Source organism: Agrobacterium tumefaciens (genome assembly GCF_013318015.2).
GTDB lineage: Bacteria > Pseudomonadota > Alphaproteobacteria > Rhizobiales > Rhizobiaceae > Agrobacterium > Agrobacterium tumefaciens.
Genome location: NZ_CP115842.1, coordinates 1,821,712 through 1,835,285, shown reverse-complemented (window position 1 = coordinate 1,835,285; position 13,574 = coordinate 1,821,712). Strand labels below are relative to the sequence as shown.

At 56.4% G+C, this 13,574-nt stretch carries 7 protein-coding genes and 1 pseudogene; 3 read left to right on the top strand and 5 right to left on the bottom strand.

Features of this window, described 5'->3' with window-relative positions:
- From G6L97_RS21790 to G6L97_RS21780, 3 genes and pseudogenes are all read left to right on the top strand, one after another.
- Positions 1–687, top strand: a complete 687-nt coding sequence (locus tag G6L97_RS21790; RefSeq protein ID WP_174003722.1) for a DUF4286 family protein — start codon at positions 1–3, stop codon at positions 685–687.
- Between the two features lie 10 nt (positions 688–697).
- Positions 698–1,340: pseudogene (locus G6L97_RS21785) on the top strand (fumarylacetoacetate hydrolase family protein).
- Positions 1,341–1,364: 24 nt separating this feature from the next.
- On the top strand, positions 1,365–2,144 hold the full coding sequence (locus tag G6L97_RS21780) for a hypothetical protein (protein ID WP_060642627.1): 780 nt from the start codon (positions 1,365–1,367) through the stop codon (positions 2,142–2,144).
- A 144-nt stretch (positions 2,145–2,288) separates the two neighbouring features.
- Here the strand turns inward: G6L97_RS21780 and G6L97_RS21775 are convergent, their stop codons facing one another.
- The 5 genes from G6L97_RS21775 to G6L97_RS21755 all read right to left on the bottom strand — a co-directional run bounded on the left by G6L97_RS21775 (position 2,289) and on the right by G6L97_RS21755 (position 13,567).
- Positions 2,289–3,239 carry a bile acid:sodium symporter family protein gene (locus G6L97_RS21775; RefSeq protein WP_065703333.1) on the bottom strand — a complete coding sequence of 317 codons (951 nt, stop codon included), beginning with the start codon at positions 3,237–3,239 and terminating at the stop codon, positions 2,289–2,291.
- Positions 3,240–3,945: 706 nt separating this feature from the next.
- Positions 3,946–4,860 (bottom strand): nucleotidyltransferase and HEPN domain-containing protein, encoded by a 915-nt coding sequence (locus tag G6L97_RS21770; protein ID WP_174003871.1) that lies wholly within the window; start codon positions 4,858–4,860, stop codon positions 3,946–3,948.
- 662 nt (positions 4,861–5,522) lie between these two features.
- Positions 5,523–5,840 (bottom strand): hypothetical protein, encoded by a 318-nt coding sequence (locus G6L97_RS21765; protein ID WP_060642630.1) that lies wholly within the window; start codon positions 5,838–5,840, stop codon positions 5,523–5,525.
- A 168-nt stretch (positions 5,841–6,008) separates the two neighbouring features.
- On the bottom strand, positions 6,009–6,242 hold the full coding sequence (locus G6L97_RS21760; RefSeq protein WP_060642631.1) for a hypothetical protein: 234 nt from the start codon (positions 6,240–6,242) through the stop codon (positions 6,009–6,011).
- Positions 6,239–13,567, bottom strand: a complete 7,329-nt coding sequence (locus G6L97_RS21755) for a hemagglutinin repeat-containing protein (RefSeq protein ID WP_174003720.1) — start codon at positions 13,565–13,567, stop codon at positions 6,239–6,241. Before G6L97_RS21755 ends, G6L97_RS21760 begins: the two co-directional genes overlap by 4 nt.
- Between the last annotated feature and the right edge of the window lie 7 nt (positions 13,568–13,574).

Genomic DNA, 13,574 nt, shown 5'->3' with positions numbered 1-13,574 from the left:
ATGTCTCTTTTGGGAAAAGCCGTCGTCGCCATCTGGAACGACATCTTGCCGGAAGGCCGCGAAAACTTCATCGAATGGCATAATCGCGAGCATATTCCGGAACGCGTGACGATCCCCGGCTTCCTGCGCGGACGCCGCTATGTCGCCGAACAGGGCACGCCGGAATATTTCACGCTCTACGAAGCGGCGGACGCACAGGTGCTGGTTGGCCAGCCCTACCTGGAGCGGCTGAACAGCCCCACGCCCTGGACTAAAAAATCGACCGCCGACTTTCGCAACACGACGCGCGGCGTGTGCAACACCGAATACTCCCATGCATGTGGTGACGGCGGCTTTATCGCCACCTTCCGGTTTGATGCCGCCGATGGGCGGAAGGCAGCGTTGCGATATGCGCTATCACAAGCGCTGACCGAGATCGGCAAACTGAACGGCGTCAGCGGCGTGCACCTGTGCATTGCGGACAATGGCGCAAGCAGCCTTGCGACAGCAGAGCGAAAGGGTCGGCAGGTGGGCGTGCCCAACTGGATCATCCTCATCGAAGGCGGCTCCGCCCTTTCCGTAACGAATGCCAGCGACGCGTTGGCACATAAACTGTCGAAACAGGAGCTGACGGGGTCGGTGGAAAGCGGGCTTTACCGGCTCGAATTTTCGCTGGGCGAAAACGCCCTTCAGCAATCGGCAGCATAAGGAAAACAGCATGAAACTTCTCCGTTGTGGCCCATCCGGTCATGAAAGGCCGGCAGCAATCGATGCCGATGGAAATATCCGCGATCTCTCTTCCGTTATCACCGACATCACCGGTCAGACGCTTTCGCGCCGTTCTCTGGCTGACCTTGGCAAAATCGACCTCTCATCACTTCCCATCGTGTCACCAGATGTCAGGATCGGCGCCTGTGTCGGCGCAGTCGGAAATTTCGTGGCAGTCGGCCTGAATTACAGCGACCACGCACTCGAAACCAACACGCCGATCCCGGAGGAGCCGGTGCTGTTCAACAAACACACCTCCTGCATTTCCGGGCCGAATGATCCGATCGTGCTGCTGAAGGATTCGGAAAAAACCGACTGGGAAGTGGAAATCGCCTTCGTAATCGGCGAGCCCGCCTACAATGTCAGCGAAAAGGACGCGCTTTCCGTCGTCGCCGGTTATTGCGTCTGTCACGACGTTTCGGAGCGCGCCTTCCAGATCGAGCGCGGCGGCCAATGGAGTCACGACCGGCACACCACCGGGCGTCGGCCTTGGAATGAGGCCGCCGGTCTTCCTGAAAGCCGGAGATGTCGTCGAACTTGGCATTGATGGCCTTGGCAAGCAGCGCCAAATCGTGACAGCATTCGGCCAATAGACAGAATGAGGGATGATGACTGGAATGACGGCGATCGAAAAACTGGCCCAGGGCCTTGTGAAAGCAGGCTTGAACAGCAGCAAAATTGCGCTGGCGACAATCCAGGCGGATGGCCTCGTTCCAGACGGCCTTGAGGAAGCCATTGCCGTTCAACGAGCTTTCGTTGAAGTTTCCGGTAAAACAGTGGGAGGCTGGAAGCTGGCGATCCGGCCGGACGGGAACGCGGTCGCTGCGCCGATGGTCGATTGTTATGGCGTCGATGAGGATAACGTCGCGTCTTTTACGGGAAGAGACGTTGAAGGCATCGAGGTGGAAATCTGTTTCACCCTCGCCTCCGATATACCCGCGGCAACCGCAACCCCGCTAAGCAGGGCCGATATATTGACACATATCGACGCCGTTCACCTCGGCGTCGAGCTGCTCGGCTACCGGTTGGTGGAAAAGAACCAGGTCCCCTTCCCGCTCTTTCTGGCGGATCGCCTTGCCAATCGCGGGTTTGTTCTCGGGCCGGAAATCGACGCGGCAATCATTAATACCTTAGCCGAAAATACCGGGGATCTGCCGCATCTGACGGTGACCGAAGGTACAGAGCTTCGTTTCGATGCGGTGGTGAAACACCCAAATATCGATCCGCTCGCCCCGCTCGTCGCTTTCGCCAATTCCAAGCTCAATAGGAATGGAACGCTGAAGCGCGGACAGATCGTCACCACCGGCAGTCTTTGTGGTGCGATAACAAGCGACCTTGCCGCCGAAACCTATATCGATATGAAAGCGGTCGGGGCTTTCACACTTTCATGTTCTTGATCGTCGCCTTCGGCCATCGACGCGAATAGTGCTTCCGCGTCGATGACGATTTTGGTCGAGACGTTACGGATCTAAGGCGTCATGTTTCGAAGAACCCCTTTCGGGCTGCTTCATATCCCGTCGGCCAATCTTCGTCCGGCGATCCTATCCGGCTTTCGTCGTCGCCGTCGTGTCCACGCGGCCCGAAAACCAGTTGGCCAGCAACGCGCCGGAGATATTGTGCCAGACGCTGAAGATGGCGCTGGGCACAGCTGCGAGAGGCGAGAAATACGCTGTCGCAAGAGCGGCACCGAGACCGGAGTTCTGCATGCCCACCTCGATGGCGATTGCCTTGCGCTTGGTGAGTGAGAGGCCGGTCGCCTTTGCCGCGAAATAGCCGAGCAGATAACCGAGCCCATTATGAAGAACCACGACCGCAAAGATCATCAGGCCGGACTGCACGATCGCGCCCTTCGATGCGCCGACAACCGCCGAGACGATCAAAACGATACCGATGACGCTCACGAGCGGCAAAGCCGGCACGGCCGCCTTGACGACACCTGGCAAAAGCTTCTGCAAGGCAGCACCAAGGGCCAAGGGAACCAGCACGACCTTGACGATGCTCAGGAACATTGCCCAACCATCGACCGGCAGGAACTGGCTGGCAAACAACCAAACGAGGAAGGGCGTCACCAGAGGAGCAGCAAGCGTCGTCACTGACGTGCAGGCGACGGAGAGGGCGACGTCGCCCTTCGACAAATATGTCATGACATTGGAGGATGTCCCTCCCGGGCAGCAGCCAACTAGGATCACGCCTGCTGCCACTTCCGGCGGCATGGGAATGATCCGGGTCAGCAGGACCGCAAGCAGCGGCATGATGAGGAACTGGCCGAGCACCCCGATGGTGACATCGACCGGGCGCTTTACGACTTCACGAAAATCGTCGACCGAAAGTGTGAGCCCCATGCCGAACATGATGATCGACAAAAGCGTGACGATCCACGGCCCAATCTGCTTGAACGTATCTGGAAAATAAAAGCCGAGCACGGCAAACAAGATGACCCAGACCGCAAAGGTTTTGCCCACAAAAGCCGAAACGGCTGCCAGCGATTTCATGTCTACACTCCCAAAATGAACATGAGACCCCCTCTAGACTCCTAGGGTGCTCTGTCAAGGTCATTACGCCGTTGCTCCAACCTCGCGGTCAAAAACGATACGTCGCAAATCCGGGAAGATCGAATACCTCTAGGTCAACAAGCTCAGTTGGCCAAATCTAGCCAACATTCACCGCAACATCTGCCCCACCAAATATGAAGCCAGATTGGCTGCAAAACTCATCGGGACGCAACCATATCTAGCGCGACTCGAATTTTCATTTGGCCTTGCTTACGGGAATGCTAATCTTATCAGCGACTTCGATCCGCCTCCCCGAAAAAGCGCGCCTGGGCGCATAAGGATCATGACGGCCTATGTCATCGACGCCAAAGGTCTTGTTTCGAACCGAGGCAGGTCCATAAGCCGCATCCCGTGGACTTCATTTCGGTTCATCTTCACTATACGAGTGGCGTCGGCACCACTGGGTTACCAGTCTACAGCGCGTCTGCGGACGCTTATCGCGGCAAGCGCCAGCAGCGTTAAGAAACCTGGGTGATGTAGACAAGCGAGCCGCGACCGAAACCTGTTTGCTCGAGGAAATGACGGCCACCCATGCCGACCAAAACGAGACGATGAACAGGATTGAAAGAATAGGTTGTACCCTGTGGTTCATCACCCTGCGGTGGCTGCGACCTGAGCTCAAACGAGTTTGTGCTACGGGTGAAGCTCAGTCGCTGGCGTTCGCGGCCTGTTCGAGCTTTTCGATGTGCTCGCGGCAGAGCGTCTCAACCAGCTTGTGAAGTTCCGCGGTCCGCTCCTGAAGCCAGGTGAGCGCCTCTTCGGAAACCTCGAAACGCTTCGAATAGCGTGCCTTGACGTAGGCCTCATTCAGGATGTTGTACCATGTGGTAAATCGCTGACGATCGCGCGGCCAGATGTCAATCAAACGGTGATCACGACCTTCGGAAAGTCCACGCAGGAATTGGAGATTGTGCGACGCAGGCGAATAGTTTGTCAGTGTCAGGAGGTAGCAGTTGTAGGCGCTCTCCACTGCCTGATGGAGATTGAAGGCCGCTAGGTGCAGGTTACCTTTCGCAACGAGATATTTTGCCACATCAGCGAAATCTCGCGCATCCGGGAAGTGCCGCAAAAAATGATCTTCTGCCACCCTGAGTGCATCGGCAGGGCTGAGTTGTTTCGCCTCTGCGAGCGGCCGATCGTCGAATTCGTAAAGAACAACACCTTCGCGGGCGAGATCAACGAAGAAGTATTGGCCATCATTTAGGAAATTACTGATTTCGCGAGCGCCGTGCACGATGAGGCCCACGGGCGTCTCGATCTCCTTGTCCCACATCAGCCGGTCTGTTGTCTTGTCCCAGTATTTGGGATCGGCAAGTTCCTTGTTGCTGACGATGACGAGGATATCGAAATCCGAGCGATAGCCTTTCGACGTATGCGGTTCATCCACCCAGGTGCCGCGCGCGTAAGAACCGAACAGAATGATTTTGAAAATCCGTCCATCCTTCTTGGCGTCCGACTTCGAGCGCTCCACCAGATCAGCAAACTCTTCCTGAATAATTCCGACGACGCGCGCGAGCTCGCGTTGCTTTCGTTCTGGCAAATGTTCAAGGCTGGTCTTCATGTCTGCTCCGTTTCTGGACGGTATCCTGTATGGGCCATTGCAAAGTTCTTTGAAACTCCGATTTTTGGTAGCCACCAAGCAAATGCCTGCCGTCTTCGACGATGCACATTCGATCCTGGGGGCAACCGGCTCTGATCTGAACCGAGCGGTTAACGTTACACGGGCACGATCACTACATGGATCCTCCCGCTGCAACTGCCCCAGTACAAACGCCCCAGGCAAAACCTTCCGACGCGTCGACTGCGCCCTCTCCTGTTTGTCCCAGTCGCGCCTCCGGGCGAGCTCCCAACCTTTCGGCAAGTCGTGCGCCGGAACGAATTTCTGGCACCAAACTGATATATCTCGCAGATTGTCTGCCATCTCGCGGTATCCTACCTAAATACGCACAACATTGGTGGGGCAAACGCCACTTTCGCCTCAAAAGCCGAACGGTGGTTCCAGCGCGGTCATTTCGTAATAGCATCTCATGCTAGGTGGAAATTCTGCTAGTATCAGACGTTCCATTTCCAACAACCGCCTCGCTTCGAGTCGAAAAAAGTTAGCTCGCATATTACTTCACCATTTTTCAACTGAATATGGCGGACTACCAAGGAAATTTTAATGCTGTTCCGTATGCTATTAGATAATTTAACTGACAAAAACTCATCGGGATGCAGCCATATTTAGCGCGACTTGCAATTTAATTTGGCATTGCTTTTCAGACCCATTTTGTATTCAGAAATACTTATCTTATCAAAGACGTCGATCTGTTTTCCAGAAATTTCTATATGGCAAACAGTCATGCCGTTCACCTGCAAATTACAGGTGCGATAGTCTTGAAGCTCGTAACCACTCAAATAATAAGCGCTTTTAACGGCTCCGATTTCTCGACGAAGCAAATCCAGCACTCCGGGATCGCCTCCGTCTTCCAGAAGATAACGAGCCCCTTCCTGAAGCTCCGTTTTACACCGTTCTTCAACTGCGCTACCGATCGATTTCATTCGCTCAGTTTTCCGATTGGGTTTCTAGAAATGATTCCACACCGTTTTCGCGTGCCGTCGTAATTAATCACGCTGGCACGAGCCGACTGCACGGAGGTCGACTTCCTGCTCCTCGGCCCAAGTGTTTCCGTGTTGGTTGAAATGGGACGAAATCTCCGATGGTTTTTACTACAATGATTTAACCTCTTTGATTAGGCTTAAAAATTCGGTTTCACTTAGTTCAAACTCTGGCCCCTCCTCCATTGCCATTAATGTGAGGATTATGCCGTCCATTTTCGGTGTAAGTTCCAAGCCATGTTGCTGATAAATGCGGGTTGCTAGTCTCGAAACTCTCGTCGGATTGAAACCACCAAGCAGTTCCCTCTCAAACATTACAGCTAATTCGCCAGGTGCCAGTGTCATTTCCATCCTTCCAGTTCTGCCCCCGTTGGAGGATAATGTTGTGCGTTTACCGGTCTCCCATCAATGCTCTTGGGATGAACTCGAATGACTTTCCCTGAATGATCGTAGCTTTCCATCCACTGCCTTGTTGAGCCTGTGGAGGGATTATACTCCGTGACAAACGATGCACCGCGCGTGGGGCCGTCAGTTCGCGCTTGAACTTCCTGCGTATAGTAACGAACTCTACCATCAGGCAGCGTTTTTGTGACGACAGCTGACTGTTGTGCTTTCTGCAAGCCTGACAATTTAGCCTTCAGCGCAGCCTGGGCATTTGCGTTGCTTGCAGCGGATGTACCTGATGTCGTGCCGTTTTGGTTATTTGTAGCCTCACCAGAGATTTGACCAGCGTTGCCCTTCGGCCCCGTAGCTCCAAGCTTTTCAGCAATGCCAAATGTGAGAACAGCGATGGCTGCGTTGACAATTGACTGATTAACAAAACCCTTGAGAGCCGCCTGGACGGAATCCGGATATTGCGCCAGCAACTCGATGGTCTGAAGACGTTCGGCGTAGACGGCTGCGGCGAGATCCTGACTCGACAAGCCACCGAAGCCTCCATTGACCAGCCGCCTTTCCATGTCGGCATAGCCGCCCGGAACCATGGATGAAGGGTCCATGGGGTTGGCAGGGTCACGCAGATACTCGACAGCTTTCAGCGCATCGGTGATGGTGGCAACGCAGGCCGGACTTGTCCGGTTAGCATTACAGGAATCCGCAAGAACCGTATCGCGGTGCGTATCAAGCTGATCCCAATATCCAATCTGCTCCTGCAGCGCTGCGATTTGGGTGTCTGTACAGGTGTTTGCCGCCTCGCATTTTGCAAGCTGCTCCTTCGCTTTTTCCCGGGCCAGTTGTTCATTGTGATATAGATAATTGTACTGATATTCCGCAGCTCCGTATGCCGCGCCTTCTCCGCCGCCCACTGCCGCGCCGACCCCGGCGCTCAAACTTGCGCCGATCAACGTGGCAAGTATCTGCTTGTCCTGATCGGACATACTGCTGTCCTTGAGCATGCCCTTGACTAGGTCCGCAATGGCTGGCGCCATGAGCGCCGATGCGGTACCGCCAAGCGCACCCCTGAGCGCCCCTTCCCATCCATTGACGCCGCCAAGGATACCGCCTCCGATGGCGTGAAGTAGGGCTCGACCTGCACCACCTTCATCCCAAAGATCACGTTCGGCCTGAGTCGTCGCGTTGTTGTAGAAACTGGAAGCAATATCGCCGGCCAAACCAGCCATTGTCTTCTGCGCTTCCTGGAGATCGGCCTGCGTTTTGTATTGCTGACGCAGAATGTGTTCGAGATCTGGCAAACCGGGTAGTGAGGTGTTGGTATTGGCGGTATCGCGCCGGATCGTGCCAATGTCCTGCTTCTGGTTGTCCTGATCGGTAATGGTGATCGGGATGTTGCCGCCGATCGCCGAATAGGCCTTGCCGGTCTCGCTCTCGCCAGCCTTGACCGGCGGTGCGATGGAGAGGCCGCCAGTACCAATCGAGCCGCCATAGGTTTCGGCTTTCCAGCTTGAATGCGTATCGATGTCGGTGGCGTCAAGAGTGCCAGTAGAGAGGTTGTTGCGTCCGGAGCCAGCCTCGCTGGTAATTACTCCACCGACAAGGGAAGTGTGCTGCTCAATGTTAAGATCGATGCCACCCGTTCCGGCGTGGATGCCGGATTGCTCGGTAACGACCGCCGCATCGCCTTTGGCCTTCTGCGTGGAGCCGGAGACGCCAGTGTTTCCAAAGCCGATCTGGCCAGACGCATTGAGCTGATCCGCCTTTGCCGTGGCCGTATTCACCTGGCTTTCGATCGTCAGGTTTCTGACCTCGGCGGTGACCGAGTTGCCGGCGACGGTCGCGCCCTTGAGCGCCAGATCATTGGTGACAATGGTCACATCGCCAGTGCCGTTGACATGTGTATTGGTATGGCTGGTTGCGGAGGTGGTGGAACCGCCCTTGCCGTAAGAACCGTTGACACCGACACTGGCATTGCAGCCGCCCGACGTCGTGCAGCCCATATTGATGCCGGCGCTTGCACTCCAGGACTTGTTTGAACTTGCCGCGTCAGATGTGCCTTTGGCCGCGTTGAGATTGATGTCACCATTCTCTGCGGACAGGAAGATGTCGCCGGTCAGCTCATCGGAAGAGATGACCGGCAGGCCGTCCTTCCCGTAGCCGGCGAGGATCTGTGCTCCCTCGCTTGTTATATTACCGTTTTCTGCCTCGATGTTGATGGAGCGACCAGCACGAATATCGGTGACGACAGGCGTGGAGAATGAAGAAGAAGCGCTATTCTCCTGGTGGCTGACGCCGGCATTGATACCCACGTTGAAGGACAGGCCCTTGCCCGCGGAAAGGTCTGACGAGACGCCCTGCAGATCCTTATAGGCCTGATAGAAACCAAGGCCGGCAATGGCGGTATTTGTGATGGCGTTGACCCCACCGCCGTCCGACAGCCGTTCGGCCGAGCTCATGATGCTCTGGGCGGCCTTGCCAACCTGGCTGGACACGGAAACCGTAACTCCGGCAAAGGTTTTCTCGTGCATCTCCTGATAATTGGTGCGGTCTTTGGCCGAGAGGAGATTGATGTCATTCCCGGCAAAGAGGTCGACGTCACGTCCGACGGAGGCTGTTGCCGCCTGCAGATTGACGTTGTTTCCTGCGGAAACAAGGAGGTCACGACCGGCAGTGAGAACAGAGACCGCGTTCGTGTTGGTCTGCTGCTCCTTACTGTCTTTGGTCTTCTGTACTCCGAGACCCACCGAGAAGCCGCCACCGCCGGAGGAGACGCTGATACCGAAGCCCGAGCGTTTTTCCTTCTCCTGTGACGAGGCACTTTCTGCCCCGGGAGTGATATTGACATCACGGGCAGCCTCCAGCGCAATGTCACGCCCTGCCATGGTGGACGAGCCGATGACATTCACGTCGTTCTCGCGTGCCGTGAGCGTGACATCGGTTCCAGCGCTGAGCGCGGAGCCAACGTTGAGGGTAGACGACTGGCTCTTTTCTTTCTGCTCCTTGCCCCAGAGCGAAAGGAAGCCACCGCCAAACCCCGCAAACAGACCGGATTTCTTGCTGCTGCTTTCCAGCGCATGCTGCTCCTCGGCCCCGATCACGGCGACGCTGTCACCCGCGACGCTGATCGCATCGCCTGCCGTTATGTTCGAGCCGGCGATGACAGCGTTGCCGCCAGCATCCAGTTTGATGTTGCCAGACGCGGAAAGCTCGGAGCCGACTGTCGCTTCGTCGTAGTTGTACTGCGTGGAGCTTTTCTTGGAGAGGAAACCCTTGGCTGATGAACTCTGCTCGAACTCCGCCGTATTCTTGCCCGACGCGATCAGCAGATCTCCACCTGCGCTGACGTTAATATCGGCTTTGTTGGTCTCATCGCCGGCAGTCACCGTCGAGGCCGAGAGGACGGTATCTCCACCCGAAGTAATGGCCACGCCCTTCCCGCCGCTGACCGATGATCCGACGACGGTCTGCGTTTCCGTGTGGCTCGTCGTCTGTTTGCTTCCGCCGAACAGACCGCCCTTTTTCTTATAGGCGTAGTCAATCGTGGTAGTGTCGACAGCTTCGGCGATCGTCACATCACCGGTCGCTTTCAAGCCAACGGTTCCATCGGCGGCAATCGTGCTGCCGATGACGTTGAGGTTGCCGCCTGCATTGGCTGAGACCGAACCGCCCGCGGTGATCTCGGAACCCTGGCTGGTGGTTCTGACAACCGTCGTCGAACTCCGCTTGTCGCGCAATGTGCTGGTTGTCGACCTTTCAGTCACGGAGATATTGATGTCTCCATTCGACGTCAGGCCGAGATTGCCACCTGCATTCACCTTCGCATTGGCCAGCAGAATGCTCTCGTTCCCCTTCAGCGAGGCATTGCCACCCGCCGTGAAGGTGCCGCCGATCGCCGCGATCGACGAACCGGAAACAGTCAGATCACCAGCCGATGCAATCATGCCTGATGTTGCAAGCAGGCCAGTATCGATTGTCACCTGATTGCCGGCGATCAGCGCGCCCGCAGAATTCAATCTTTCCCTGTCATTGGCGGCGAGATGTAGTACCGGCGCAAGAACGGTCGTACCGTGCACCGTCTGCCACTCATATACGACGACGGATTCGGTGAGGCTGGCGATCTCCTCAGCCGACAGCGGTTCGCCAAGCGGGCGCTGCTGCGCTCCCAGATAGGCAGCGCCGTTATCAAGGAGCTGCTTTATCTGAGCGATCGAATCCTGCCCGGTAAAGCCGGAACCCGTCGCCAGTCTGAGCTGCTGCTCAATATATTGGTTCTCGAAATAGGCGTCCCCAAGGAACTGGATCTGCCGGTCCGGCTGGTAGCCGATGCGGCCAAGGAAATAGCTCGATCCGTAGAATTTCGAGACATCGAGGAAGGCGGCACGCGTTTCATAGAGGAACGTCTGACCGGGAATGGTGCCGCCAAAGCCACCGGACTGCGGGGTTGCAACGGAGCCGAGTGTGAACAGCGCACCGCTTGCGGTCATGCCAGCGAGCAATCCGGTGGGATCGCTCGAAGGCGCAGGCGCTGCCACAGCGACATGGTCGGCGATCGTACCTGCTGCGGCGGTATTGTTAACGGCACCAAAACCGGTAATGCTCAGCGCTCCGCCAGAGCGGATCTCCGCGGGAACACCGCCGATCGCCTCGACACTTTCCACGGTCCGTCCCGGCCCGATATCCTTTGACGCATCCCCCGTTCCAAAGGGACTGGGACCAGGCATAGAGACCTGCCATGAGCTCTCGTGGCCTCCAGTATCGCCCGTTGTCTTCGTTTCCTGCCACTCATAGATGACATCGGGAAAATACTGGCAGCCGCCTTGTTGGTTGCAATTGAGCGAAGTGGTACGCTGCAATTGCAAACCGAGATTGTTCAGCGTGCCGGAGCCAACAAGTGTCATGCCGGAGCCGGCTTCGATGTTGCTATAGGCATTGGTAAGATCGACGGTATCGACAAAAAGCGTATTGCCCGCCTCGATTGTCGCTGCGGGGCTACCAGCCGATGTGAGACGGTCTTCAGTCACATCACGATAGACATGGCGAATGGGCGCACCAATGACGAACTGCTTGCCAGCAAAAGAGACGGGAGATGAACAATCTCCACATTCGCGTGCATAATAGGTGTCATAAGCCGACACGAGTGCGTTTGAGATTTGCTGGCTCGTATAGGTCGGAGCCACGCTTTTCTCGTTACGCAGATTTGCCGTCAGGATCGAGATATTGCGACTAGCGGAAATTAGACCTGAACTGTTGACCGTAGCAGCGTTGCGCGCGCCAGAAGCACTTCCAGCAATTGTGAGGTCACGACCTGCGACAATCGCCCCCTGATCATTGGCAAGCACGCCGCCCACGAAAAGTGCCGCGTCGTTACCGGCATAGATGAGCCCCGTGGCGGTGTTGGTGAGGTTGCCAGCGATATTGAGGGTAAGATCATTGCCAGCAGCCAACTGACCGGCGTTGGCAAGTTGCGAAAGCGACAGCGTCAGATTATGGGCCGCAAGAATATTGGTGACGTCATTTGCAGTGAGGCTACCCGCTTGGATCGCGATGTCACCTGACCCCTGAACGGAACGAGCTGTGCTGCTCGCGGTGACAGCATTGAGCCGCGCACCCGTCAGATCTGTCGTTCCAGATGAGGTGAGATCAATGCCACCTGACGTTAGCGTGCTGTTGGTGAGATTAATATTATTGGCATCGATGTAGAGCGTGCCGGATGTGGCAAGTCTGCTCCTGTTATTGGAAAGGTCGGCATTTTGCTGCCTGATCCTGATGTCGCCCCCGGCGGCCGTGCGTTTATCGAAGCTGATGACACCATTTGTCGAAGACAGCAAAACGTCTCCGTTTGCCTCCAGACTGTCATAGCGGATGTCGCTGCCAGCCGAAGCCTGCAAATTCCCTTCTGCAAGCACGAGCCCGGAAATCCCGAGATGAAGGCCGGAAAGCAGCGCCAAATCGCCTTTCGAAAGCAGCGAGCCCGCTGTGATCGCGCCTGAAGCCGCCGTTAGCGACATCGCCGTGCCAGACTGGGCCGTGCCGCTGATGGCAATGGAGCCAGCCCCGGACCACAGCGAAACGGGTCCGGTAGCCGACGCGTCGGCCAAGGCAATACGCCCATCTGCCAGAAGGTTGACTGCACCACTGGTCCCGAGAGTACCGGCGACATCTATGAAGCCGGCCCCACCATTGATCAGAATATCCTCTTCAGCACCGATCGAAGCGACCTTGGTGTCCTTGCCCGCCTTAACCGACACCGACTTTTTCGAGGTCAGACGACCAGTTGAAACACTTCCCTTAGAGGAAATGTTCACACCGTTATTGCCAGAGGCATTGCCGATCGAGATTTTGCCGTCGGCCGACAGCGAGAGCTCCCCGGCATTGGCGGCCATGTCTCCGCGCATGCGAACGCCAGCGCCCTTTTCCGTGACGACCATCTTGATACGGCCGGCCTGCATGGCCCCGAGTGCTGAACCGTCGATTGCGTATTCAGGTGTTCCGGAGGTCGCATCAAGTGGAGTTGCATCCCCCGTGGCATAATCGAACTTGCTCTTGCCGGCCGTCAGGCGCAAATCCTCGCCATAAATCGTACCGTCAATATGGATGGTGCGGGATACGATATCGAACAGATCGACTCTCCCGTCCCCTGTCGCAAAATTCGCGCCCTTCGGACCAAACGTGACGTCTCCGCTATTGACCGTGAAGCCATTGAGACGTCCATCAGCGCCGATGTCAGGCACACCCGTCGTCAGCGTGGCGCGTGGCGTGTTGATGAAACCGCAGCCGTCGCAGGTGATTCCGTTCGGATTGGCGATAATGACGTCGGCGCGGCCGCCGAACACTTCGGTCGGCCCGACGAGAGAACTGCGATTTTGCGACGTCACCTCATTGAGGATGACCGTGGCAGCACCCCTGCCTTGAAGGTTTGGATTGCCAGGTGTCGCGGCACCCAGCTTCGACGTACCGATCTCACCATTGTAGTTGTTGAGAATAACGCCCGGCGTGCCGACGTTGAAATTGTTGTATTTGTTGTGCGACAGACCCTGGCTGTTGGGTCCGACGATATCGATGAGCGGCACGCCGTTCGGAGCAGCCCCTATCCCGGGGCGATTTGCAAAAGATCCTCCAACTTCCGGCGATATGTCCTGTGCGTGAAGAAGCACTGGCTGAAGCACGAGCGTAAAACTGACAACGGTGGCAATGATTTTTTGAGCCAGCGTCCCGGCATTGGCGAACAATGCGAGGTCGGTTGTTTTGCGTGGAAGACGCTTAAACTGTGATGTCATTGTTGTT

Bases quoted from the DNA above. Each gene is read 5' to 3' on its own strand.
- G6L97_RS21760 (WP_060642631.1), bottom strand. From the start codon at position 6,242: ATGACACTGGCACCTGGCGAATTAGCTGTAATGTTTGAGAGGGAACTG.
- G6L97_RS21770 (WP_174003871.1), bottom strand. From the start codon at position 4,860: ATGAAGACCAGCCTTGAACATTTGCCAGAACGAAAGCAACGCGAGCTC.
- G6L97_RS21780 (WP_060642627.1), top strand. From the start codon at position 1,365: ATGACGGCGATCGAAAAACTGGCCCAGGGCCTTGTGAAAGCAGGCTTG.
- G6L97_RS21775 (WP_065703333.1), bottom strand. From the start codon at position 3,239: ATGAAATCGCTGGCAGCCGTTTCGGCTTTTGTGGGCAAAACCTTTGCG.
- G6L97_RS21790 (WP_174003722.1), top strand. From the start codon at position 1: ATGTCTCTTTTGGGAAAAGCCGTCGTCGCCATCTGGAACGACATCTTG.
- G6L97_RS21755 (WP_174003720.1), bottom strand. From the start codon at position 13,567: ATGACATCACAGTTTAAGCGTCTTCCACGCAAAACAACCGACCTCGCA.
- G6L97_RS21765 (WP_060642630.1), bottom strand. From the start codon at position 5,840: ATGAAATCGATCGGTAGCGCAGTTGAAGAACGGTGTAAAACGGAGCTT.